This is a genomic window from Caballeronia calidae, assembly GCF_900044055.2.
Lineage (GTDB): Bacteria > Pseudomonadota > Gammaproteobacteria > Burkholderiales > Burkholderiaceae > Caballeronia > Caballeronia calidae.
Genome location: NZ_FCOX02000085.1, coordinates 1 through 23,707, shown reverse-complemented (window position 1 = coordinate 23,707; position 23,707 = coordinate 1). Strand labels below are relative to the sequence as shown.

Annotated in this window: 19 protein-coding genes and 1 pseudogene; 4 read left to right on the top strand and 16 right to left on the bottom strand. The window is 56.6% G+C overall.

The features are described 5' to 3' along the window. Positions 1-107: 107 nt before the first annotated feature. Positions 108-1,595 carry an MDR family MFS transporter gene (locus AWB78_RS37210; protein ID WP_062611718.1) on the top strand — a complete coding sequence of 496 codons (1,488 nt, stop codon included), beginning with the start codon at positions 108-110 and terminating at the stop codon, positions 1,593-1,595. Between the two features lie 68 nt (positions 1,596-1,663). After that, the gene (locus tag AWB78_RS37205; RefSeq protein ID WP_157697746.1) at positions 1,664-3,055 is read left to right on the top strand and encodes a TIGR00366 family protein; all 1,392 of its coding nucleotides are present in this window, start codon (positions 1,664-1,666) and stop codon (positions 3,053-3,055) included. Between the two features lie 80 nt (positions 3,056-3,135). On the opposite strand, the gene AWB78_RS47045 is transcribed toward AWB78_RS37205, so the two are convergent. Then, positions 3,136-3,468 carry a helix-turn-helix transcriptional regulator gene (locus tag AWB78_RS47045; protein ID WP_157697745.1) on the bottom strand — a complete coding sequence of 111 codons (333 nt, stop codon included), beginning with the start codon at positions 3,466-3,468 and terminating at the stop codon, positions 3,136-3,138. Between the two features lie 603 nt (positions 3,469-4,071). On the opposite strand from AWB78_RS47045, the gene AWB78_RS37195 reads away from it, so the two are divergent. Continuing rightward, positions 4,072-4,464, top strand: coding sequence for a lipocalin-like domain-containing protein (locus AWB78_RS37195; protein WP_074173631.1), 393 nt, complete (start codon positions 4,072-4,074; stop codon positions 4,462-4,464). Between the two features lie 45 nt (positions 4,465-4,509). Here the strand turns inward: AWB78_RS37195 and AWB78_RS37190 are convergent, their stop codons facing one another. The 13 genes from AWB78_RS37190 to AWB78_RS37130 form a co-directional block, all read right to left on the bottom strand. Further along, positions 4,510-5,661 (bottom strand): iron-containing alcohol dehydrogenase family protein, encoded by a 1,152-nt coding sequence (locus tag AWB78_RS37190; RefSeq protein WP_063959079.1) that lies wholly within the window; start codon positions 5,659-5,661, stop codon positions 4,510-4,512. A gap of 143 nt (positions 5,662-5,804) precedes the next feature. Next, a complete protein-coding gene (locus tag AWB78_RS37185; protein ID WP_074173630.1) occupies positions 5,805-6,710 on the bottom strand; it encodes an SDR family NAD(P)-dependent oxidoreductase in 906 nt (301 codons plus the stop codon). Positions 6,711-6,816: 106 nt separating this feature from the next. Continuing rightward, entirely contained in the window at positions 6,817-7,809 is a 993-nt protein-coding gene (locus tag AWB78_RS37180) for an ABC transporter substrate-binding protein (RefSeq protein ID WP_157697744.1), read from the bottom strand. Between the two features lie 103 nt (positions 7,810-7,912). Further along, positions 7,913-9,121 (bottom strand): porin, encoded by a 1,209-nt coding sequence (locus AWB78_RS37175; protein ID WP_062611712.1) that lies wholly within the window; start codon positions 9,119-9,121, stop codon positions 7,913-7,915. Positions 9,122-9,725: 604 nt separating this feature from the next. After that, positions 9,726-11,162: an NAD-dependent succinate-semialdehyde dehydrogenase gene (locus AWB78_RS37170; RefSeq protein ID WP_062611719.1), complete on the bottom strand. Its 1,437-nt coding sequence runs from the start codon at positions 11,160-11,162 to the stop codon at positions 9,726-9,728. Positions 11,163-11,275: 113 nt separating this feature from the next. After that, positions 11,276-12,085, bottom strand: a complete 810-nt coding sequence (locus AWB78_RS37165) for an SDR family NAD(P)-dependent oxidoreductase (RefSeq protein WP_062611711.1) — start codon at positions 12,083-12,085, stop codon at positions 11,276-11,278. A gap of 70 nt (positions 12,086-12,155) precedes the next feature. After that, complete coding sequence (locus AWB78_RS37160) at positions 12,156-13,154, bottom strand: ABC transporter substrate-binding protein (protein WP_157697743.1); 999 nt, start codon at positions 13,152-13,154, stop codon at positions 12,156-12,158. A gap of 114 nt (positions 13,155-13,268) precedes the next feature. Continuing rightward, positions 13,269-14,183 (bottom strand): ABC transporter substrate-binding protein, encoded by a 915-nt coding sequence (locus tag AWB78_RS37155; protein ID WP_198399425.1) that lies wholly within the window; start codon positions 14,181-14,183, stop codon positions 13,269-13,271. Positions 14,184-14,449: 266 nt separating this feature from the next. Further along, the gene (locus tag AWB78_RS37150; RefSeq protein WP_062611708.1) at positions 14,450-15,286 is read right to left on the bottom strand and encodes an ABC transporter permease; all 837 of its coding nucleotides are present in this window, start codon (positions 15,284-15,286) and stop codon (positions 14,450-14,452) included. A gap of 10 nt (positions 15,287-15,296) precedes the next feature. Further along, the gene (locus tag AWB78_RS37145) at positions 15,297-16,088 is read right to left on the bottom strand and encodes an ABC transporter ATP-binding protein (RefSeq protein WP_062611707.1); all 792 of its coding nucleotides are present in this window, start codon (positions 16,086-16,088) and stop codon (positions 15,297-15,299) included. 999 nt (positions 16,089-17,087) lie between these two features. Continuing rightward, positions 17,088-18,020, bottom strand: a complete 933-nt coding sequence (locus AWB78_RS37140) for an NAD(P)-dependent oxidoreductase (RefSeq protein WP_062611706.1) — start codon at positions 18,018-18,020, stop codon at positions 17,088-17,090. 49 nt (positions 18,021-18,069) lie between these two features. Further along, the gene (locus AWB78_RS37135) at positions 18,070-19,080 is read right to left on the bottom strand and encodes an amidohydrolase family protein (protein WP_062611705.1); all 1,011 of its coding nucleotides are present in this window, start codon (positions 19,078-19,080) and stop codon (positions 18,070-18,072) included. 69 nt (positions 19,081-19,149) lie between these two features. Next, the gene (locus AWB78_RS37130; protein WP_062611704.1) at positions 19,150-20,145 is read right to left on the bottom strand and encodes an ABC transporter substrate-binding protein; all 996 of its coding nucleotides are present in this window, start codon (positions 20,143-20,145) and stop codon (positions 19,150-19,152) included. A gap of 321 nt (positions 20,146-20,466) precedes the next feature. On the opposite strand from AWB78_RS37130, the gene AWB78_RS37125 reads away from it, so the two are divergent. After that, positions 20,467-21,663 (top strand): CaiB/BaiF CoA transferase family protein, encoded by a 1,197-nt coding sequence (locus AWB78_RS37125; protein WP_062611703.1) that lies wholly within the window; start codon positions 20,467-20,469, stop codon positions 21,661-21,663. A 475-nt stretch (positions 21,664-22,138) separates the two neighbouring features. Here AWB78_RS37125 and AWB78_RS37120 read toward each other — a convergent pair whose 3' ends face one another. Further along, entirely contained in the window at positions 22,139-22,897 is a 759-nt protein-coding gene (locus tag AWB78_RS37120) for a FadR/GntR family transcriptional regulator (protein ID WP_062611702.1), read from the bottom strand. A gap of 352 nt (positions 22,898-23,249) precedes the next feature. Continuing rightward, positions 23,250-23,648 (bottom strand): annotated as a pseudogene (locus tag AWB78_RS37115) (electron transfer flavoprotein subunit alpha/FixB family protein); the annotation flags it as partial. Positions 23,649-23,707: the final 59 nt, after the last annotated feature.

The window sequence follows — 23,707 nt, the reverse complement described above, 5'->3', positions numbered from 1 at the left end:
CCTCCGCTGACCTGCCTCTACCACGCCCCACGCGTTCCACCACATACTCTGAGGGGCGTCGTTCGTGGATCGCTTACGATTGATCGGATCGACGATCTTACGTTCCCATGTCAGTTTCGAGCCAGAACTCGCGTCGAAGCATTGTCGCAATGGTCATGACCTCGATGGCCATGATTGCTGTAGAAATGACGATCGTCTCCACTGCAATGCCAGGGATAGTCTCGGATCTGGGAGGGCTCGACAAATACAGCTGGGTGTTCGGTGCATTCCTCCTTGCACAGACCTCAGCGACGGTGATTTTCGGCAAATTGGCCGATTTGCTCGGTAGGCGGCCTGCTGTCCTGTCTGCTTTGGCGATCTTCCTCGTTGGATCGCTGTTATGCGGCTTCGCTAAGACGATGATCCAGCTGATCGTCTACCGTTTGGTCCAAGGCGCAGGCGCGGGTGCCGTCCAACCCGTGGTCGTGACAATCATTGCGGATCTTTTTCCGGGTAGCGAGCGGGGCCGCGTCCAGGGGTACCTTGCAAGCGTCTGGGCCGTTTCGGCGCTCACGGGCCCGTTGCTGGGCGGACTGCTTGTGCATGCTTTCTCTTGGTCCTGGATATTCTGGATTAATGTGCCTGTGGGAATCTTCGCATTTGCCGGCTTCCTGGCGCTGCTGAAAGAGGACGCCCCCACGGAACGTGCCCGTTTGGACCTGCTTGGCGCGGTCCTGTCTACAAGCGCCATCGCAGCTTTGATGTTGTTCCTATCCGAGCTTGAACCGCCCAACAATTCAGTGACGTTGGGTTTCACGGGAGCGGCGCTGATTGCGAGCGTCGTTCTCTTTTTCTTCGTCGAGAAACGAGCCGCCGAGCCCGTGATCTCATTCGAGATGTGGCGCAAACGACCGATTGCCGTCGCGAATCTCGGCAGCCTTTTCGCTGCGATGGCATTGATTGCGTTGACTTCGTTCCTGCCAATGTACATGCAGGTGGTGCTTCATCGCTCACCGGTGCAAGCCGGGCTTGCATTGACTATGGTCATGGTCGGTTGGCCGATTGGCGCGACCATCGCAGCCCGAATCATTCCAAAGGTCGGAATCAGGCGCATCTTTGTGGCGGGCAGCATCTTCATGCCTATTGGGGCGTGCATGTTTCTTGTCGTAGATGCCTTTCCATCCCCGATTCTCGCAGCCTGCGGGTCGGCAATCATGGGGTTCGGAATGGGAAATCTTGGCATCGCATCGCTCATCCTCGTTCAGGAGGTTGTCCGCGTAGACCAGCGAGGTAGCGCGACAGCAGCCAACCTCTTTTGTCGCAACATCGGAAGCACGCTGGGTGCAGCATTCTTTGGAACGGTGTTCAACATTTCGCTAGGCTCTGCGCTCGACGGGCACCAATCGACGATCAGCGAGTTACGTCGGGCCCTCACCTTCGGCTCGGCGCCAACGACTGTTGATCCGGCGGTGTCGCTTTCGTTGCAGTACGCGATGCACTGCACCTTCCAAGCGATGGTGTTGGTGTGTATAGCGATCGCCACCGTTTCGTTTTGGATGCCCGAGATCCAGCTCCGTCGTCAAAGGCGGGCCGGACCAGCGGGAGAACTTGGTTAGCACACGAAGGACGATAAGTCCGCGCATGACGGTCGTGACCCGCCCAAGAGGTTGAAGGAGACACAGTGTTGGAAAATCTCAGCAAAAGCGCCGCGCAGCATGTCGAAGCAGAGAACGAAGGTTTGCTCTCCTCTCTGAGCGCACGCCTCATTGGCGCGTTCGAGCGATACATGCCCGATCCCTTCATCGTTGCCATTCTTCTCACCGCCCTCACAGCTGCGCTGTCTTTGGCTTTCGCACCCAAGGCAACGCCAACCAGCGTCCTCGCCGCGTGGTACAAAGGTTTGTTTGATATTTCTGGCTTCGCCTTCCTGATCGCGCTCATGCTCGTGACGGGATACGCCTTGTCCGAGTCGCCGCCGGTCGAACGGTTCCTAAGTCGAGTCGCATCGGCTCCGAGATGCGTTTTCTCGGCACTGTTGCTCGCCATCTTCGCCAGCGCGCTCGCGAGCATGATTCACTGGGCACTGGGGCTCGTCGTCGCAGGCCGTCTATGCCGTGAATTGACACGCAACGTTCGAGTAGACGCCGCGTGGCTTGTCGCAGCTGCCTACAGCGGATTTACGCTGTTTAGCTCTGGATTCTCCTCCGCGATCTATCTCATCAGCAACACCCATGGTTCAAACATGAATGTTGTCGAGCGCTTGATGGGGTTCACTCTTCCTCTCTCGCGAACACTTTTGTCGAACCTCAATCTCTCGATAATCATCGCCTTGCTGATTACCTTGCCGGCAGTCTTCTGGGTCGCTCGGCCAAGAGCTCTGGCCGATTCACCTGATGCACCTGACAGCGGGCCGGATGCCTCGGAGACGACGCATACCGGAAGGACTGCTCGCTCCACATTCGCAGAATGGCTCGCTACCTCATGCGTAGTGAACGTGTTCTTTGCCTTGTTGTGTGTGGCTTATTTCGTCTCACATGGGCTCCCCTTTGATTTTGTCTCCGTCGTCGTGCTTTTCCTAGTAGGCGGTATGGTATTGCACTGGACGCCTCGAGCTTACGTTGCGTCGATCAACAGAGCCGCGAGGCTCACCGGACCCATCTTGCTGCAATTTCCAATTTACGGCGGCATCATGGGGATTGTGCTCTCGACGGGACTTGCAGATCGCATTGCCGAGCTTGTCATCGCAGTGGCCTCGCCCGCGACGCTGCCGCTGGTGACCTACCTTTCCTCAATTGTCATCAGCCTCTTTGTGCCAAGCGCAGGAGGGCACTGGGCCGTCCAAGGGCCATTCGTCATTTCGGCCGCCAACCACCTACACGCGCCGCTGGCCGCCACGATAATCGGCGTCGCTGTGGGAGAGGGAACCGGCGATATGATTCAGCCAATGTGGCTCTTGCCGGTTATCGCGATCACAGGGGTGAATATTCGTCGTGTGATGGGCTTCACCACGATCGCTTTCATCCCTATGACGCTAGTCTCAGGACTGCTCCTGCTTCTTCCGTTCCTGCACTCGTAAGTCGCTCGGTAAGCGGTTTGCATCTCACCACGCGGGTGTTTGGCCGCAGGCGCCCCCGCGTCATCGGCCAATTCATGAGGCTAAGTTGAAAAACGATTGATCAGCGCTCGCTGCATCCGTTGCTTCCTTACAAGCTCGGTCAGGGAGTGAGATTCTGCAAATAAGCGTCTACGAAGCTGCGTTTCATCCATTCCCGTGAGATCGCTCAGTCTTGGGATATCCCACGTTTCGTCCGGGTTAATAAACACGGCAGCGGCGAGATAGCAACTCAAGGACTTCCCTCCCGGGCGTTCGAGAAGCGCCACTCGCAATTGGTCTTCCGGGCCTCTCGATATTGAGTCGGCATCTACAGGAACGACCAGGGTCAGTTCAGAGGCGCCAGTCGCGTCCGGATGTAGCTCAATATCGAACATGAATTGTGCAGGCACTACGACGCGCGGCTTTGGGCAGCATCGATACGCCCCCTGCGCCCTCACAATGGAAACCATGCCCCGACGAGCCTCAATCGTCGTCGCGAAGGGAAACCAGAGCTCTCGGAGTGCTGTCTCGCGGGTGGACGTCAGTGTGAAACAGAGCGATGGTCCCGCCGAGTTGCCATCCTTCTCAGTGAACGCGGATTCATCACGGCCCTCGGTGGGCAGCGCGTGGTCCGAGTCGCTGGGAAGACTTGAGCTGCCAGCATCACGCACGTGCGATGCGCCCGCCAGCGACGCGCGGCCAACAGACGTTATAAGTACCCTTCTGTCTCTGAGCATTCATTCCCTCCAATCAACAACCGAATCTCTGCGGATCGAATGCTGCGGCAAACACCCAGCGCAGACTGGGACCGCCGTGCGGTTATTGGTTAACCAATTATCGCTTGCCGGCTCACCGAGGTCAAACGCTCTTGTTTACTATCGATGTCTATACCGATTGACGCGAACGGCCAGACCGTAGAAAATTGGTTAACCAATGAATAAGGCGCGTTGCACCCGGGCAATACTTGGCCATTCATCCAACTACAGAAGGGACGCACAATGAGCGGAATCGAAGGAATTTGGCGACTTGTTGAAAGCCGAGCGTGGGATAAGGACGGCGCTCCGCTTGAACCGCCATATGGAGCACATCCGCTGGGCGAGATCATTTTCTCGCGAGGTCGCATGCTCGCTGCGTTGTGTAACGGAGACGAAGAACTCAAGCCCAACGCGCGTCGAGCCTACAGCTCCTACGGCGGCCTCTACACATTCGACGGAGCGACGCTCGAAGTGTCGGTCGACATGGCGTCAGATCCGACGCGAATTGGGGGACGTCAAGTTCGAGGCGTCGAATTTCTCGACCAACGACGGATCGTTCTGCGGCCGCCACAACGGCTCTATGGGGAATCAGTCGAGCGTCGCGAGCTTGTCTGGGAGCAAGTCCTCGCGTTCTGAGCGCCGGATGATCAATGGCGGCTTCAACTCGGCCGCCTTGCACCCTTACCAGGCGAATTGCAAGAGCTGGGCAATTTCGCCAGCGCTCTCGACTCTTCTCGGATTCTTGTGAAAGAACCAATCATTCGCCGCGAGCTCTGGGATCTGCTTCAGTCCTGATTGCGGCACGCCCAGGTCCCGAAGCCGTGAGGGCGCCGCAGAGGCACGCAGGAGGGTTTCGACGGCGGATATCGCACAGGTACCGGAAGCGCCTAACGCCTCGGCGATCTTCGGGAGGCGATCGGCGGTTTGTATCAGGTTGAACCGCATCGTATGGGGCAGCAGTACCGCATTAACCGCACCATTGGCGACGTTGAATCGCTCGCCGAGCGTGTGACCTAACGCCGCTGCTAGGCCTGGCGAGGCGTCATCGGTGCCCTGTCCGCACAAGAGCGCTGCGAGCATCAGTTCGCCCCGCCCTCGAGAATCGACTCCCCTCTGGCCCGACGTTGGAAGGCGCTGAGAAAGCAACCGCAACGACTGCATCAGGTACGCGTCTGAGATTGGATTCGCTTGGTCGCTCACCAGGCCCTCGACGGCCATTGCAAGGGCATTGAAACTCGCGGTCTCAACCAACTCGGTCGGTGCAGAAAGGGAAAATTCCGGGTGTATGAATATCGCCCTTGCGCGCGTTTTGGGATCGAACATCGTATGGCGCCGACGGTCTTTCCCCTCAACGACGGCGCTCCCTGCCTTATACATCGCGGTAGTAGGGGTCGTGGGAATGACGAATTGTGGAAGCTTTGGGGCTGATAGCTTCGGAGAGGAGAATTGGCCGTCGGGCTGGAGCCGCGAGCAGAGGTCGTCGATGCAGCGATCCTCTGACGCCAATATGTTCGCCGCCCTTGCTGTGACGATTGCCGACCCACCCCCCACGGCGATGAGCGCGTCCGCCTTCGATTCTCGCAGTCCTTTTGCTGCGGCAAACACGGAATCTACTGGGCTCTGCGCTCTCACTGACGTCAGCACCGAAAGCGGACGATTCCCAACAGATGTGGCAACCAAATCCATCAGGTCGGCACTTGCCGCAACACTCGATCCGACCAGAACCGCGACGCGAGCACTCGCGACTCGATCCAGTTCAGAGGGTAATGCCTTGAGTGCCCCCGCGCCGTAGTAGAGACGAGCTCCTGCTGAGAGATGACGGAACTGATCCATTCTGTTCTAGCGTTCAAGAGTTGATTGCCGACAGACATGAGCGTTGCGCCGAAGCCCTCGTGGCCAGGCGAACCTGTCGTTAAAAAGTGTACCGACCTCGGTACACCCTCGCCTTCATCTGCGGCTCCGCGATACGACTTCCCTCACCTGTTCGGTTGACTCGGGAAATTTCCGCTGGCCGACGCCTCCCAATGCTTCTCGTGACCGCGCATCATCGCAGATGGGCTGCTCTTCTGGAAATGAGGAGAGATTGCGCTCACACCGGCGTCAATCGGCAAAACGACGCCCGTCACCCAGCGAGATTCGTCACTGGCAAGGTAGAGAATCCCGTAGGCAACGTCCCATGCAGTGCCTTCAGTCTTAATCGCACCGGCGTTCTTTCGCGTCTCACGAACGGAGTCAGGCACGCCGCCACCGGAGTTGTCGACGGCCGATTCAATCACCGGCGTATACAGAAACCCTGGGCAAATGCAGTTGACCCGAATTCCGTCAGGTCCGTGATTGCCTGCCATGGTACGCGTCATGTTCAACAATGCGCCCTTCGAGGTCGGATAAAACAGGTTCGTATGACCACCATGCAAGGCGACAATCGACGAGATATTTATGATCGACCCGCCTCCGGACTTCTTCATCTCGGGTACGGCAAAGCGGACCATCAGCATCATCGAAGTGACGTTGATAAGCATGCCACGGTTCCACGCCTCGATGTCCACCTGCGTTGCATCGCCCGCGACACGAGCCGTGCCGACGTTGTTGACGAGAATGTCAAGCCGCCCCCACTGCGATACGGTCCTTCGCACTGCCTCTTCACAGGAGGCCGGATTCGTGACATCCGTCTCCATCGCGAAACATTCACCGCCTTCTTCCTCGATCATGCGGCGCGTGTCATTTGCGGAACGCTCGTTAATGTCCAGCAGCGCAACCTTCGCGCCCTGACGCGCGAGCATCAATGCAGCTGCCCGTCCGTTTCCGATGCCTTCCGTTACCGAGCCTGCTCCTGTGACAATCGCAACCTTACCTGCGACTCGATCGCCCGTATCCGTCTTCATTGTTCCTCCGTGCTTTTGTGCATTGACTCTGGCGGGTCCGGAACCCGCCCACCTGATGCGCGTCCGGGCGCGTGAGAGGCTCCTGCTCCTGTCAGAGCAGGCATTACTACTTCAACAACATGTTGCGAGGCTCCAGTTTGTTCACGTCTGGCAGCGGCACACCGCTTGATTTGACAACCGCTATCTCATGGACCATGTCATCAACCGTTACGGTCCCGCCCTCCCATCCCCTTGACTCCGTTTTAAACAGAAGATCTAGCGTCTTTGAGTCGAGATCCGGGAATAGCTTCGCGACCGCCGCCTTCACCTCCGCAGGGCGCTCAACCACCGCGCGCGCGAAGTCAGTGAAAACAGCGCGCACCCGGTTGACCAGATCGACATGAGTTCGCGCAAAGTCGGCTCGGGTATTAAGAGTCATGCTGTTTGCTGGTGTAGCAAGGCTGGGAAACTCGCCTTTCGGGCCGCTGAGCCACAAGAGCGCCGTTCCGTCTAGAACAGGACGGGCGTAGTAGGGTGAACTGCTAATAAAGCCCTGAATCGACCCAGTGCTGAGCGCAGCCGGCATCGCGGGCTGGCTCATGTACACGATCCGAATCTTCGCGCCGACAGACTCTGCTGCACTTCTCAGTGCGATCGTAAACGGAGAAGTTGCGCTCGGAGACGCAACGACGAGGTCATCAAGTACCTTGACCTTCGTGTCTGTGGGCGAGTCTGCAGCAATCTTTCGTGCGGACACCACAGATTTTGACAACACAAGCTGGCCGGCAAAGCCATGATAGATACTCAAGACAGCGACAATCTGTTGCCCTCTGGACTGCGACACCACCACATCGGCTCCGCTCGCTGTCGTGAAGTCGACCGACCCCGACAACAGACCCATCATGGCCACGCTTCCGTTATCCATCTGCAGCACGGTCGCATCGAGTCCGTTTTTGGCAAAGAGCCCCATCGCGTTGGCTATGCGAGCCGCCGCTCCAGGTAAGCTTGGCGAAGCCAAACCGATCCTTACCTTCATCAGCTCTTGAGCCACAGCCGCATGTGTCGAACAGGCAAGCAATGCCGCCAGAAATACTCTCCTCGTCCCTGACCAGACTTCCACAACGTCCTCCAATTAGCGCCGTAGAAAGCTTCTCCATATTCTCCGAAAAGGTGCATGAGGCTTCGGCAAGACGCGCCGAAGCCCTACGAACCTCTGAGCGCAATCAGAACTTGTGAATAATCCCAACACCTGCCGCCACTTGGGTTCGGCATGAAGCCGGCGTTGAGTTCATGCCATCACCGATTGACGCAGTTGCATTGATGACATTCTGATTGGTCCCCAACGTCTGGCCATTCGCGCGCTGAACCGCTTCTACGGCGTAGAGACCCGTACGCTTGGACAGACTGTAGTACTGCGACAGCGTTACCTGATGATACTGAGCGGAGTTCGTGATTCCGTTCGCTTGTGTCGCACGAGTATAGGAATAGCCCCCGGCCAAATCCCATGCTGGACCCGGTTTGAAATGAAGCACCGCGCCAACCGTGTTGAAGATCGCTTCATCGCTAAATTTCGAGTTGACCCCAGGGACGTATTGAACGTTCGAATAGGATGCGGAGACTTCCCACGCTTCATTGAATTTGTAGTCGCCCACCACCGCAATACGCTGCTGAGCCTGGGCCAACCTGTATCCGTTGGTCAGTGCCGATACGGCCGGCTGGCCTGCGGAATTTGCCGTGGACTCTGCACCGTAGTCACCGCCGCCGACCGTGGAGTTGTTGGTCCGCTGATAACCTGCCGCGAGTGCAATCGGTCCTTGCAGGTATTGGATTGCCGCCGAAATCGTGGACCCACGGTTAATGCTGCCCGGAACGCCACCCAAAGCATAGGAACCGCTGACGGTCAGACCGTTAAAGCTCGGGGAGGTGTAGACCAACATGTTGTTGGTACGAAACGATGTGTCGAGACCATCGATATCGCCGGGGTGCGCGCCGTAATAGCCGGTCAGCCACGTTGTCGGCCCGTACGGTCCGAGCAGCGAGTAATACGAGGTGTACTGCCGGCCTGCGGACACCGTACCGTACGTCGAATTCGTCACGCCCACCCAGGCTTGCCGGCCAAACATGAGATTCGAGTAAGACATATTTCCGTTCACGCTGCTAAACCCTTCCTCCAGTACGAACAGCGCCTTCGTGCCACCGCCAAGATCTTCGGCTCCCTTGAGGCCGAAACGGCTTCCCGCCCAGATCCCCGAGATCATCTTGGTCGCTGAGCGACCACCAGATGTGGATCCCACAGTGGTTTGGCTGTTTTGCCAACCCACGCCAGTCGTCACGATCCCGTACAGCGTGACACTACTCTGAGCAAACGTGGGAGTGGCACAGAATGCTAACGCGCTAGCCGCGCCAATCGCGCTTAGTTTGATGCGGGTCATGACCTTTAAGCCTCCATTTAATTATAAGGTGTACTACCGTTTCAATGCATTTCGGCCAGCAATGGTTCCGCGAATCTGTACATCGGGCCGTGGATCAACTGAGGGACTTGCGTTTCAAACAAAGACTCGCGTGGTGGGAGTCGGCGCGTGCGCGAATGGGCCCGGCGTTTAGCACGAGACCTGCGGCCTGACGACCTGTCTGTCGTTGACGACGCTTCGAAGCTCAACGTGTGTAAACAAAGTTACCATGCTCCTCATATTTTTCCAATGGTTAACCGTTGACAGATTGTTACGTATTTTCCCTGATAGGCCAATCCATAACGCTTTGTAGTCATCGTCTCTTTTTCATACTTGTGAAATATCTATTGAGCAACCGATGACGGATGCTTCACATCAACTCGTCTACGCGGAGGATCGGAGACGTCGATTAACGAGCAAGCTCTGCCATTCATCACTCGAGGACGAACAAAAGGCCGCTGCGACGGTCACGTTCGGAAAGAAAAAAAGCCGCGCTCACACCTGTCGGTCGACCAGGTGGCGGGACGAGCGCGGCATCGAGGAAAGGAGAGAACTACTGTTCCGACTTCTCAGCCGGATGCCTCGATCACAAAACGTGGTGAACAAACTTGGTATGCGTGAAGGCCTGCAGTCCCTCGGGGCCGCCCTCCGCTCCGTATCCACTATCTTTGACCCCACAAAACGGAGCCTCGGGGGCGGACAGCGTGAACGTATTGATCCCAACGCCTCCGGCCTGCAACTCATTCGCGACGGTGGCCGCAGTTGCCGCAGATTGTGTGAACACATACGCAGCTAATCCGTACGGGAGACTGTTGGCCTCCTCAACCCCTTCCTGCAAGGACGAAAATCGACGCGCAAATGCCAGAGGACCGAACGGTTCGGTATGCATGGCCTTCGCAGATCCTGGAACGTCAGCCACCAAGCTTGGACGCCAGAAATATCCCTTGTCGCCGCCGCGCACGCCACCGCACACCAATCTCCCCCCGTAGCGGATTGCATCGCCGGTAAGATCTTCCATCACCTCCAGGCGCCGCGAGTTAGCGAGCGCGCCCATCTGGTTATTCCGATCCAGGCCCGAGCCCACGGCGACGCCATCTAGAGCTTCTCCGAAGCGTGCGACAAATGCATCATAGATGCCGTCTTGGATCAGAAAGCGCGTGGGCGACGTGCAGACCTGTCCGGCATTTCGAATCTTGCCTGCAAGACAGGTGGCGACCGCCTTGTCGAAGTCGGCATCGTCAAATACGAGAACCGGGGCATGGCCGCCCAACTCGAGAGTGCACGGCTTCAGCCCTTGTGCAGCAAGCAGTGCCAGATGTCGACCGATGCCTGTTGAGCCCGTGAAGTGAACTTTGCGGACGATGGGAGAACCAATGAGACGGTTCGAGACTTCGGAAGGCACACCGAACACGATATTGAAAACACCATCCGGGAGCCCAGCATCCGCGAGCGCCTGCGCAATCGCCATCACTGATGCTGGCGTCTCCTCCGAGGGCTTCAATATCATCGAGCAGCCGGCAGCGAGCGCTGAAGCAATCTTTCTCGCTGGAATTCCCGCTGGAAAGTTCCAAGGCGTGAAGGCGGCAATCGGTCCAAGTGGCTCGATCAAGACCATCTGGCGAGAACCAGGAACGCGCGACGGAATTACGCGTCCATATGTGCGCATCCCTTCGAAAGCGTTCCATTCAAAAACGTCGCCGGCGAACTTAAATTCGCCCTCCGCTTCACTGATTGTCTTGCCCTGCTCAAGAGTCATCTCCCTGGCCAGCGCAGGGGCCCGTTCGCGGAGGAGTTCGCCTGTCCGCTTCAAAATCGAGGCGCGCTCGGCTGCACTTTTATCTCGCCAAACATGAAACGCACGATCGCTAGCCGCAAGTGCGTCGTCGAGATCTTGAATTGTCGCCCTCGGGACCTCGGCTAGCAGTTCGCCTGTCGCGGGATTTGTAACTGCGGCGGCAGAAGCTCGATGCGCCTGTTGCCATTCTCCCGCAATGAACTGGCGCGGCTGGGGATAATCAGGCATGGAGTCTCCAATGAACTTCGATGGCGTTTGAATCATCTGCCTCGATGAGCCGACAGCCGTCCCAAGGCCGTGGGTGGGTGGGTGGGCACACACGCATGCAGGAAGAGATTCCTTTAACGTGGCACCAGCTTCATGAGGGTTTGGCTGACGCCGCCGTCCACCAAAACCGATTGACCGTTGACGTAACTGGAGCGATCACTTGCCAGGAATGCAATCATGTCGGCCAGATCGCGCGTCGTGCCGATTCGTCCGGACGGGACGGCACTTACCCGTCTCCGCTCCACCTCGGGGTTCTCATAAATACTCGCGCTGAGCGGCGTTTTTACGAAGCCTGGAGCGACAACATTACTCCTGATGCCGTATTCGGAAAGTTCGACTGCAAGCTGGTTGGACAGCATCATCAGCCCCGCTTTCGACGTGCTATAAGCTCCGCCGTTAGCTCGAGGAAAGTGACCGCAGATTGAGCCAACGTGGATGATGCTGCCGCCCATACCGTTACGGACCATCTGATCTCCAAACGCTTGACTGCAAATCAGGGGACCACTTAGGTTGACTGCTAAAGCGGTTTCCCACTGTGCTGCTGAGATCGTCAGAAGCGGACCCTCATGTCGGACGGCAGCGTTGTTCACGAGCACATTGCAGGGGCCCAACGTCCGCGACACCTCTGAGGCCGCGCTGAGGACCGCTTCGCGTTGAGCCACGTCTACCCAGACAGCGATAGCGGTTCCTCCCGATACGCGGATCTCATCGGCGACGTCTTGAGAATGTTCTAGGTTCCGGTCGAGGATGGCTACCCGCGCACCCGCTCGCGCGAGGATGCGAGCCGTCTCAGCCCCGATTCCGTCTCCGCCGCCCGTTACAACGCAAACACGTCCAACCAACCCCAGCCACTCGAATGCTCCGCTTTGATTCTCGTTCGACATCACGTAACTCCGAGCGCCGAGGTCCGCTCATCGAACCCCGGCTTATTCCAGAAATGATTTCGTATCAAAATCACGGAAAGATCATTGCGGCTGGGTCAAGCTTCTCGGTTTGTATCGGCATTCCGCTCTTCTGAACGAACGCAATCTCGTGTGCCATGTCAGCCTTCGTCAACGGTTTCGCTTTGAACCCTTGCGACTCAGTCGCATAAATGAGCTCAACCGTCTTGGAATCCAACTCCGGGTACAGTTTGAGAATCGCCGCTTTAACTGCCGCCGGCCTTTCTTCAACGGCCTTCCCGAGGTCCGCGTACACCGCTGTCAGGTTCTTGACAAGGCTTTGATTGTCCTGGGCAAAATCGCGACGAGCGTTCAACGTCAGAGCGTTAATGGGGGTATATTGATCGCCCAGCTCTCGTTTCGGGCCGTTTATCCACATCACTCCCGACCCCGCCACGATCGGGCGAGCATAGACGGGCGAGCCTGCAATGAATCCTTGGATCGAACCGCTTTCAAGCGCTGCAACCATTGCGGGCTGCGACATGTATACGAACTTGATATTAGCGCCCGCCGCCTCGGCGGCCGATTTGTACGCGAACGTATAGGTTGATGTCGCACTAGGTGAGGCAATGAGCAAGCCGTTCAATGCCTTGAGCCGATCCTTCACTGGCGCTGTTGCCGAAACTCCAGTCTTCGCAGCTGCAGCCTTTGAAAGAACAAGAACGCCGGCAAATCCGGTGTACACGCTGCAAACCGCCACCACTTTTTGTCCGCGCGCCTGAGATACCACTACATCCGTCGGAGCCGTGGTCGCGAAGTCAAGCGACCCAGAAATCATGCCCATGGTCGTCACACTGGCATTATCCATCGGAACCACTTTGGCCTTAATATTGTGCTTCTCGAAGAGGCCGAGTTCATTCGCAATTCTCGAGGCAGCCGCAGGCAAGCTCGGAGAATTCTGGCCAATACTCACCTCACGGGTGGAATCTGCCATGGAAACCTGCGAAACGAACAATGCAAGCGCTACGAACGAGGCTTTCTTAAACATCTTAATGATTGAACGATCTCCCACCGCTGTTCTCCTTACCAATCGAATGAATGTAATGCGCGGTTCCCCGCATTCTTTATAGGACCACCGCTCCTGGAAAGTGCGTCGCGTTCCGCGAGGCGCACGACGAGACGCGTGTTATTCCCTGTACAGAAGTTGTTGAGGATTTAAGGCTCGTCGCATCTGGTTATTCGCCATCCCAGATTTCACAAAGGCGATCTCACGCCTTGCATCATCGAGCGAAAATGGCCGCGTGTTGAGGGAAGCGAGCTCCGTTTCGCAAATCAAATCGAGTGTCTTTGCGTCGAGATCTCGAAAGACGCGAGCGGCTGCAGCTCTCACTTGCTTAGGATTCTGCGCAACTGTCGACGAAAACTCTTCAAACGCCGCATTGACCCTTTTGATCACATCGGGATGCTCGCGAATAAATTGGCTCTTCGCATTGAGCGTTACTGTACTCGGCGGCATCGACTCAGCCGGGAAGTCACCCTTCGGGCCGTTCAGCCACACCACGCCAGACCCTTCAATTACCGAGCTTGCATAGAAAGGCGAGCTCGCGATGAAACCGTCGATTGCGCCCGCCTTCAGGGCCGTTACCATTGCAGGTTGACTCATGTAAACATACTTCGGCTTGGAACCTGCGGTTTGCGCTGAGGACTGAAGCGTAAGCAATGAGGTGGCGGTGGCACTCGGCGCCGCAATCGTCAAACCATCCAGCGCTTTCAGGCGTTCAGCCACCGGCGCACTCGCGGAAGTACGCAATTTCTCCGCAACCGTCTTTCTGACCACCAAGACGCCACTGAATCCGTGATAAAGGTTTGCGACCACAACAACGGGCTGCTCTTTCGCCTGCGCGATGACGACATCGCTCGGGCCTGCCGCCGTGAAGTCTACCGAGCCCGAAAGAAGTCCCATGGAGGCCACACTGGCGTTATCCATTGGAACGATCTTGACGTCGAGACCATGCTTCTCAAACAGCCCCATCTCCTTGACGAGACGAGTACTCGAAGACGGGAAACTATTCGAACTGAGTCCAATGCTTACTTGTTGCAACGACTCGGCCGAAGCGGACGAGGCGCACAAAGAAAGAAACACAAGCAGAGTAAAGGTGCGAATGAAGCTCGTAGCTGTTGGCATCATTGTTTATAGGGACACGGTTGCCGTACTTTGTGGGCCGAAAAGCAGCGGGCGATTTGCGGTGCGGCGGTGCGTACTTACCCTCTCGATCGACGCCCCGCCTCCCCTTCACAAATCTTCTTCCTGTGCTGCCGAACCTAGGAAAAGGCACACTCCTAGGTCCGACAGTTATAAGGATCGTCTTACGCGCTCGCGTCGTTGGACTGGATCACGCCCTTGGCGTCCTGCCACCCGAGTGCCCAACGCTCGATGAACCTCAGAATCACGAGCAAAGCCAGGCTGATTGCCATCAGGACAATGAGGCCGGCGAAGACTGCCGCCGTATTGAAGTAGTCGGACTGCTGCTTGATGAAGAAGCCCACACCGGCTTGAGCAGCAACGAATTCACCGACAATTGCTCCAATCAACGCGTAGGGAAGGCCAATTCTGATGCCGGTGAACACCCAAACTGCTGCATAGGGAATCGCGATTTTGGTCCACACGTCCCAACGTTGCGCACCCAGCAACCGAGCATTTTCGGCCAGATCTCGGTCCACTTGCCGGGTTCCTTGATAGGTCGTGAAAAAGACCATGAAGAACACAAGCAGTGCGGCAAACATGATCTTGTTAAACGCTCCAATGCCAAACCAAAGGACAAAGAGTGGTGCCAGGGCGATCTTTGGCATCGTGTACAGCGACAAGATGAACGGCTCAAGAATATCGCCCGCGCGACGTACCCATCCCAAAATGAAACCCGTGACGCCTCCCACCGCGCTGCCAATTAAAAAGCCGATTCCCGCTTCCGTGAGCGTCAACTGAAGGTCCGTGGCCAACTGGCCGGAGAGTGCCCAGCGTTTTAGTTCGAGGGCCACCTGACTTGGAGTACTTGTGTAGTACTCTGTGTGGAGCGCCCTCGCGATACCTTCCCACGCCAGAAGAATAACGATCGCAAGGCTGATCTGGATAATGTGATCGGTGTTCCGAAAGAATCGAAACTTCGGCACTTTGCGTTCCGTCCTCTTTGCAGTGATTGTCGACATGTTTGTCTCCTTAATGCACGTCTAATGCGGTCCAAAGCTGCTTGACGTATGCGCCAAACGCCGGATTTGATTGAATGTCGATCACGTCGCGAGGACGCTCGAGGTTGATGTCGACAATAAGCTTCGGTTTTCCCGGTCTCTTTGACATGACCACAACGCGATCGGCCAAAGTGATCGCCTCCTGAAGATCGTGCGTCACGAAGAGAAAGGTGGCACCCGTCTCCTGCCACAGGCGCAAGAGCTCGGTATGCATATGGGTGCGCAACTGTGCGTCGAGGCTCCCGAAAGGTTCGTCCATCAAGAAGATATCGGGGCTGTACGAGAGAGTGCGCGCAATCATCACTCGTTGAAGCATGCCGCCGGACAGTTGCTTGGGATACGCTTTTTCGAAACCCTTCAACCCAACTTTCTGCAGGGCCTCTTGGACCCGCTTCTTTGCCTCGGCCTTGGGATATTTGCGAAACTCAAGAGGGAGTCGAACGTTGTCTTCGACCGTGCGCCACGGAAGGCAGAAGTTCTTCTGCGTCAGGTAGCCGACGTCATAGTTGATCTGGTCGACAACTTTTCCCTTGTAACGGACGGTACCCTCGGCCGGCTTGAGCGTACCGGCGATCATGTTGAGCAGAGTCGACTTTCCGCAGCCACTGGGTCCAACAATTGCGAGAAACTCGCCCTTTTTCACGGTGAGCGTCGTCGGTCCCATCGCGTGCAGCGCTCCGAAACGCGCTACAACGCCATCGAACTCGATGGCAACTTCTTGATCGACGTAAGCCGACTCGGGTAAGGAATAGACACTGTTCATGGATTTGCTCGATTGCAGTTCGGTTGAAGATTCTCTTCTGAGCGGAGCGAGAAGTGGTCAAGCACTGGCGCTGGCTCAGCGATGAGCCACTGCAGCGATCCAATTAAATGCGGATGCGGGCCAGGTCTGAAAGTGAGCGCGCACGTGCGTGCCGACAGATGAAATTGGACGACTGGCTTCCCAGTTCATTGAATGTCTCCAGAGTTATGTTTCTTCATCGCAGCAGCGACGCTTCGTCGGGCCGTCTCGACCACCTGGGTGGTTCGACGAGAGGCGAACTCGAAGCCGCAAACTGCCGACGACCTTTACGCTAAAGTAGCAGGGCCTTTTCATAACGTCAATGGTCAACGTTTAACAAATTACTAAGGGTTTCCCTGATGCTGCCTGCCCGAAAGGCCGCTCCCGGAGGCCGTTCGACGTGCATCCCTCCCGTAACGCGATTAAATGTTGATCATTGACTGAAAAGCCAACGCGCTGATAGGCTGCAATCGTTGCGCGTCTTCACGGTAGGCGAGCGATGCCCTTCTTGGAGAGGTCAGATACGTGTGGAGTGACTATTGAAAACGCCTATTGATGGAATCCCTTCCAAGATCGGTTCGGCCTACGTCTCGACCGAAGTTCGTCATGGAGTTTCACTGTCTTACGTAAGCGAGAAACTCAGGAACGCCATCGTGGAGACCAACGCGCTCGCACGTGGTTGCCCTCAACGGCAACGGGAGCTCAGTTGGCTAATGCGATTTGAAGTGAGCGCTTACCTCGCCCTTCATAATTGTCTGGAGGCCGCGAATGATCCGAGTTTGGTCGACAGGCTGTTGCATTTGGCGCGGGCGAACTTGGACCAATGGCTTGAAACGATCGAACGAGGTATCGATCGTGGGCAGTCGCATTGAATTTGGACCGCTCACGACACCAAAGCACGATGGGCCGACTTTGCTTGAGCCGGCCCACCATGCACGACGCCTGTGACCGCTGTGCGACCAACAGAGAATGAAAGCGAGACTATCGATCGTTGGCGATGACCTCCTTAATGCTCTCAAGAGGGACCTTGATTACCGGAAGGTTTGAACGCTCTTGCTGCAATAGCATAAAGGCCATACTGTCGCGCTCACCCCAGCCTCGGTTCATTGCTTCAGTGATCTCCTGGCCAACGAGGTTGCATATCCGCATAGGCACGCCTGCGTCTCGAGCTAGCTGAAGACTCAGCTGAACGTCCTTATGTACGAGTCGAAGCGCAAAGCTGGGTGGGTCAAATTCGCCGGGCAAGAAGCGCGTGCCCACTTTCTCGAATGAACGTTGGCGCCCGATACCGCCTTGCCGAATGGCTTGCCAGAGCGGCAGCGGATCCAGACCGGCCTTCACGCCCATCGTAATTACTTCCGCCATCACAGCGCTGATCGCGGCGCTGGCGCAGTTGTGAACCAGCTTCGCGATGGTCCCTGCCCCAATGTCACCGATGTAAAGGATCTGGTCGCCCATGCCCTTCAGGATCGCTTCGTGCTTGTCAAAGCCGGCCTTGCTACCTCCGACCCAGATCGCCAGTCGACCCGAGGCGGCGCCCGCAGGGCCTCCGCTGACCGGCGCATCAAAGAACTCCACGCCGGCCTGAGCCAGGCTCGCATGGAGGCGACGCACGCCCTCAACCGAATTGGTTGAAAGGTCGAACCAAGCCGCCCCCTTTCGAAACCCCGCAGCGAGACCAAGCTGACCGTGGCACACGGCATCAACATCGGCAGGCGTAGGAAGCGAAGTAAACACGACGTCGCACATCGCAGCGAGATCGCGCGGAGAGGCCGCCCATTCCGCACCATTTTCCAAATGACTCGCTGCAGCGGATTGTGATATGTCATGGACGACAAGCGCGTAGCCGGCTTTTTGAATATTCGCAGCCATGCCTCGCCCCATCGTGCCAAGCCCAATAAAGCCAATCTTCATAAAGTCTCCTGTTCCTAAAGGATGTAAAACCTTATCGATCAGTCAGACTTTAGATTCGATAAGCTCTTTTAGCCGTACCGCTGAAAAGGGCCGTTTTCTCATCTGCAGAACAGGCTGACGCGATTGTTTTGAACGCGTTCCAGATACGCTGATAACTTCCCGCCACCGCATCGACAGGAAAATTGCTTTCAAACATGCAGCGGTTCGCTCCAAAAAACTCAATGCAAGTCTCGATGAACGGCTTCCAATCAGAAACGAGATCATCCAGCGTTGGAGGTTCGCTGCGCGCGTCATAGCCGAAACCATTTCGCCTTCCAGATAAACCGCCCAGCTTCATCAAAACATTTTCCCGTTTTGCGATTTCCGCAACCAACGCTTTCCATCGACCGAAATTCTCTGGATTGCTGTACGCTCCTACCCCGAGCAGGCCACCGCAGTGATTCACTACGATGGTCGCGTTCGGAAGCCGATCGGACAGTTCCGTCAATTCGCCAAGCTGGGGGAAGTACTGCCACGCGTCATACACGTAGCCACGACTGGTGAGCGTCTCGGCGCCCTCCTGGAATTTTTTGTCTAGCAGCAAACCTTTGGGAGCCAGCGGTCTGCTTCCGCTGTTGACCGAAGGATCAGCGTCCCAGTTTGCAACGCCCCGGACGCCTCTCAAGCGACCACCGCTCGCCGCTTGTAGCGCATCGAGCACCTCGCTGACTTCGGCGCCCATGGCGAGGTCGGCTGCGCCCACGAAGCCAGCGCAAATTCGCGTCGGTCCAAGTACCTTGCTCGCACCCATCGCCGCCATGCCCGAGACGAATTCCGCCTCGCCGACAGACCGGAGATGTGCAGGTCCGTCAACCCGGTTCATGACACTGCACTCAACGTAGACAGTGTCGGTCACGTTATGACCGCTCGACAGAATGTCGTTCTGGAAGGCATCAGCAAAATACCGATCGGCAAACGGATGCCACAGGTGATGATGAGGATCGACAATTGGCAGGTCGGGCTCGATTGCGTCCTTGGGGTCGACTTCTCCGACGTGCTCCTTCGCTACGGCATGGTGCATGGTCAAATCCTTCTCGGCTGTGAACGTGGATAAACGGTAGATGTTCGAGCGATGCTCGCTGTGACGAAATCAGTTGACCACGTACAGCAATTTTCTCGGGTCAACTTTGTCCAGATTAGGGACATCCGCACCGCTCGCTTTAACAAATTTGATCTCCCGCTCCATGTCGCTGGCGGTCGGTGTCTTTGCTCGGAAGCTGACGGATTCAGATTCGAATAGAAAGTCGAGGGTTTTACTATCCATCGGAAAGAGTCTTCCAATAGCAGCCTTTACGGCCTGCGGGTCATTCTTTACTGTCGCGGCGAAATCCACGAAGACTGCTTTCATCTTTTTGGTCAGGATCGGATGTGCCTGCGCGTACGAACGAAGCGTATTCAGACCAATGGCGCTCGCTGGGGTGAACTGCGCAGGAAACTCGCCTTTCGGACCGTTGACCCAGATGACTCCGGTGTTGTTCAGCGCCGGAAAGGCATAAAACGGTGCGCTCGCGATGAATCCATCGATCGCGCCCTTGTCCAGAGCGGCAGCCATCGTCGACTGAGCCATATAGGTGAATCTAATTTTTGCGTCGGCCGACTCAGCGGCGGGCCTCAGTGCTGCGGCGAAGGATGAGGAAGCGGAAGGTGCTGCGATGACCAGCCCGTCCAAGGCGCGCAGCCGATCCTGCACAGGCGCCGTCCCTGCAACTTTCACTTTTCCAGCCGCTGCCTTCGATAAGACTACAACGCCGCTGAAGCCGGTATACAGACTATTGAGGGCGACGATGTCCCGTCCCCGAGCCTGAGCCATGACCACTTCATTGCCTGCCGATGTAGTGAATTGAACCGACCCCGAAAGCAGCGCAGCGGTCGCAACACTCGAGTTATCCATCGAAATGACCTTCGCATCGATGCCGTGTTTCTCATACAGCCCCATTTCCTTGGCAATCTGCGCAACAGTGCCGGGAAGACTTCGGGAACTGACCGCTATCGTGACGGGCTCGACGTCCTGGCAAAACCCGCTGCCCTCAAAAACGGCAAACAGGAGGCAAGCAAAAGCCAGGCGGACCAACGTAGCAGCGCGCATTTCGTCTCCTTCGCCGTTCGAAGCGGCGAGTCTTGTAATGGCAGCCGACAGTTGCCGACCACGCTTTATTTCGCAGACGCCGCTGATCTCGGGCGACCCTGCAACGTCAAACTAGCATGGCAGCATCTTAAACGTCAATGGTTAACCTCAACCGTTGACATTCTCAAACATGGGCAAAGGGTTTTTCCTTAGCCGTCGATACCGGCAGATTGGGGAATTGCTCGCGGCTATAATCGGTCTCAGTACGGCCGAGGACGCGGAGTCGCACCGGTCCAGAGGCCAGAACCGACGCAATCGACAGAAAGAGAACGAGGAGGCAAAATGGCCGATGGTTTGCCGCTGAGCGGGCTTACCGTTATCGACTGTGGACAGGTGTACAACGGTCCCTATGCAGGTTTTCTGTTGGCCATGGCGGGCGCGAAGGTCATCAAGGTTGAACCCCCGTGCGGAGAGAATCTGAGGCGGCGCAGCGTGGTCGGGGGCGCTGCATTGCCGTTTGCTATGTTAAATAGCAATAAGAAGTTCATCACGCTCAATCTTAAGTCCGACGCCGGACGCGAGATATTCCTTGATCTCATTAAAAAATCAGATGTTTTGATTGAAAATTTCGCTCCTGGCGTAATGGACCGGCTGAATATCGGCTTCGATGTACTGCGAGACTATAATTCTCGCCTGATTTATGCGACAGGCTCGGGGTACGGGGCAAACAGTGAATACAGCGACATGCCTGCGATGGATCTCACGGTGCAAGCGATGTCGGGTGCGTTGGGAATAACGGGCTATGCGGATCGGGCTCCCGTAAAATGCGGACCGGCAATCTGTGATTTTGCCGGCGGCACGCATTTATATGGTGCGATTATGACGGCGCTTTACGAGCGGGAGCGCACAGGACGAGGCCGGAAGGTAGAAGTGGCGATGTTGGAGGCCGTTTATCCAACACTCAGTTCGACGTTAGGCCTCTGGTTTCGCTCCAAGGGCCAGACGATTGAGCGCACCGGCAATCATCATGGCGGGATGGCGGAATCGCCTTACAACGTCTACCCCGCACTTGATGGCTATGTGGCCGTGCTGTGCGTAACCGACGCGCATTGGGAGTCTTTGCTCGTTGCCATGGATCGAACCGACCTTGTGGGCGATTCGAGGTTTTCAACGTTGGCAGCTCGGGTCGAGCGTCTTGAAGAAGTGGACCAGGTGGTCGAGAACTTCACTCAGAGCAGAACACGATCGGAAATTTCCGCGATCTTGAGGCGATTGCGTGTTCCGTTTGCGCCAGTTCGGAATCTTTCTGAGGTGACTTCGGATCAGTCATTATTTGACAGACGCTTTCTGCAGAAAATCAATCATCCTCTATACGGCGAAACGGTATTGCCTACCTCGCCCATTCGATTCGACAATGCGGACCCAATGACGCTTGAGCCCAGCGGTGAACTCGGTCGAGATAATGACGAAATTCTGAGTGAGTTTGCGGGCCTCGATGCGCAGTCAATCGAGCGACTACGTGCGAGCGGCGCGATTTGATTCAAGAGCAGGAACTCATCGGAGTTAGACCGCCTTTAAGCGGCTTTCCGGGCAGAGCTTGGCGGGAAAACGCGCCAAGCTCCATCGGGATGTCGAAAGAAAAACAACACCACTGGATCTTCCGAGATTCGGCTTTCAATTCTCACGCATCGCGGCGCGCGTGTCGTTTGATTGCTCGGAAGCCGGCTTACCCGGACCGTTGTTGTCGGAGCGGTCGTGCTCACCCACTTCTCTGCCGCCAGCCGCAATGACTTCTCCGCCGCGCCCCCGGTCGAGGCCCTAACGCGTTGCTGTGCCGCGTTAAGCTTTTGCTGAAACAGCAACTCCGATCTGATCGCTTCCACGGCTGTGCTCCGAAGGTCATCTATGCCTTCAAGATAGAACGCCAACCATCAAATGTCAACCATTGACGTTTTAAAAAATTTTGCGGCTCTGCCGTCGCCGATCAAGGACTGTGAACCGGCATGGGTGCGCGTTATTTTTCGTCGGACAGGGGAATTTCTGTTGTGCCCGGCGCCACTGCTCGTGCGTCGGTTGCACCGATGTGCTGACGCATCAACTTCTCGGCCAAGGCGGGATCCTGCTTCTCGATGGCCTCGTTGATCCGTGAGTGAATGCGGATGACCGCCTTCCGGGTTTCGACCGTGTCGTATTCTTCGGTGGTAGTGGATACCGCTACGCCGTAGGAGATCGAGTACAAAATCGAAGACAGCAGCTCGTTGCCACTGGCTTCCGCGACAGCGTTGTGCCACTTGATGTTGTTGACCGAGAACTCTTGCAGGCTTCCAGCGGAAGCGACTAGATCTTCGTGAATGGCCCTGAGTTTTTGCAGATCCTCTTCGCTGCGGTGGATCGCGGCGAATTTGGCAAGCGCAGGCTCAAGCGTCTCGCGCGTTTCATGGATTGTCCTTAGCGGAAGTCGTCGCCCCCTCACAAACTGACTTACGGCGTTTGCCATCGAGGCGTTCCCGGGCAAAGTCACGACGTTGCCGCCGAAGCGCCCTTGGCGAGTCTGAACGAGGCCCTCCACAGCAAGCACCCGCAGTGCCTCTCGCACCGATCCACGCGTCAAACCGGTTTGGTCAACCAACTCGCGCTCAGTAGGGAGAGCATCCCCCTCAAGAATATCTCCGCGCAGGATACTTTCCCGCAGCTGATTTGCAAGAATATCGTAAGGTTTTGGCGCCGAAATCGGCTTAACAGTCACCCGATTTTTTTTTCGCAGTTCCGACATGAAACCTCTCCCAAGCCTCGGTGAAATCTGGGCGCGAGTCTCACCGGTTAACCCTTATTTGAGTTCTCACCTAGGGCACGTTGTTTGAGTCTCTTTGACACTACGCTGTGACAGGTGCGAACGCCGCCCACCGTGCAGTATATCGTAACGTCAACGATTAACCGACCTCATGAAACTCCTAGTTTTGCGGGCCGCAAAATCCTTATCTGAAAATAGCTGCCTCTCCAAACCATGGCTGGCCCGAGATCGAAAGCGGCCGGACTCGTGACCCCCGAGTTCGGCCGCTGTTCCAGCAACTTGCACTATTAAGGAGCGGCGCGCCCGCTACCTTTACTCGAGATGGTTACCTCGTTCACAGCGCTTGCTGGAGTGCAGGCACCGCCTCAAAGAGGTCGTCCGCGAGGCCGTAGTCGGCGATGCTGAAGATCGGAGCCTCCGGGTCTTTGTTGATCGCGACAATGACCTTGCTGTCCTTCATCCCCGCCAGGTGCTGAATCGCGCCCGAGATTCCGATGGCCACATAGAGGCTTGGTGCAACGATCTTGCCAGTCTGTCCCACCTGATAGTCATTGGGCGCAAAACCCGCGTCAACTGCGGCCCGAGACGCACCCAGAGCCGCACCGAGCTTGTCGGCCAACGGAGCGAGCACCGCTTGATAATTCTCCTGGCTGCCCAATCCACGGCCTCCCGAGACGATGACCTGCGCAGATGTAAGCTCCGGTCGGTCGAGCTTTGTTACTGACCGGTGCACCAAATACTGCCTCGTGCGTTAGAGAAGTATGAATACGAAAACTGATGCGCGAAAACTGG

Bases quoted from the DNA above. Each gene is read 5' to 3' on its own strand.
- AWB78_RS37210 (WP_062611718.1), top strand. From the start codon at position 108: ATGTCAGTTTCGAGCCAGAACTCGCGTCGAAGCATTGTCGCAATGGTC.
- AWB78_RS37120 (WP_062611702.1), bottom strand. From the start codon at position 22,897: ATGTCGGAACTGCGAAAAAAAAATCGGGTGACTGTTAAGCCGATTTCG.
- AWB78_RS37140 (WP_062611706.1), bottom strand. From the start codon at position 18,020: ATGAAGATTGGCTTTATTGGGCTTGGCACGATGGGGCGAGGCATGGCT.
- AWB78_RS37135 (WP_062611705.1), bottom strand. From the start codon at position 19,080: ATGCACCATGCCGTAGCGAAGGAGCACGTCGGAGAAGTCGACCCCAAG.
- AWB78_RS37145 (WP_062611707.1), bottom strand. From the start codon at position 16,088: ATGAACAGTGTCTATTCCTTACCCGAGTCGGCTTACGTCGATCAAGAA.
- AWB78_RS37165 (WP_062611711.1), bottom strand. From the start codon at position 12,085: ATGTCGAACGAGAATCAAAGCGGAGCATTCGAGTGGCTGGGGTTGGTT.
- AWB78_RS37170 (WP_062611719.1), bottom strand. From the start codon at position 11,162: ATGCCTGATTATCCCCAGCCGCGCCAGTTCATTGCGGGAGAATGGCAA.
- AWB78_RS37185 (WP_074173630.1), bottom strand. From the start codon at position 6,710: ATGAAGACGGATACGGGCGATCGAGTCGCAGGTAAGGTTGCGATTGTC.
- AWB78_RS37125 (WP_062611703.1), top strand. From the start codon at position 20,467: ATGGCCGATGGTTTGCCGCTGAGCGGGCTTACCGTTATCGACTGTGGA.
- AWB78_RS37190 (WP_063959079.1), bottom strand. From the start codon at position 5,661: ATGGATCAGTTCCGTCATCTCTCAGCAGGAGCTCGTCTCTACTACGGC.
- AWB78_RS47045 (WP_157697745.1), bottom strand. From the start codon at position 3,468: ATGTTCGATATTGAGCTACATCCGGACGCGACTGGCGCCTCTGAACTG.
- AWB78_RS37150 (WP_062611708.1), bottom strand. From the start codon at position 15,286: ATGTCGACAATCACTGCAAAGAGGACGGAACGCAAAGTGCCGAAGTTT.
- AWB78_RS37195 (WP_074173631.1), top strand. From the start codon at position 4,072: ATGAGCGGAATCGAAGGAATTTGGCGACTTGTTGAAAGCCGAGCGTGG.
- AWB78_RS37130 (WP_062611704.1), bottom strand. From the start codon at position 20,145: ATGCGCGCTGCTACGTTGGTCCGCCTGGCTTTTGCTTGCCTCCTGTTT.
- AWB78_RS37175 (WP_062611712.1), bottom strand. From the start codon at position 9,121: ATGACCCGCATCAAACTAAGCGCGATTGGCGCGGCTAGCGCGTTAGCA.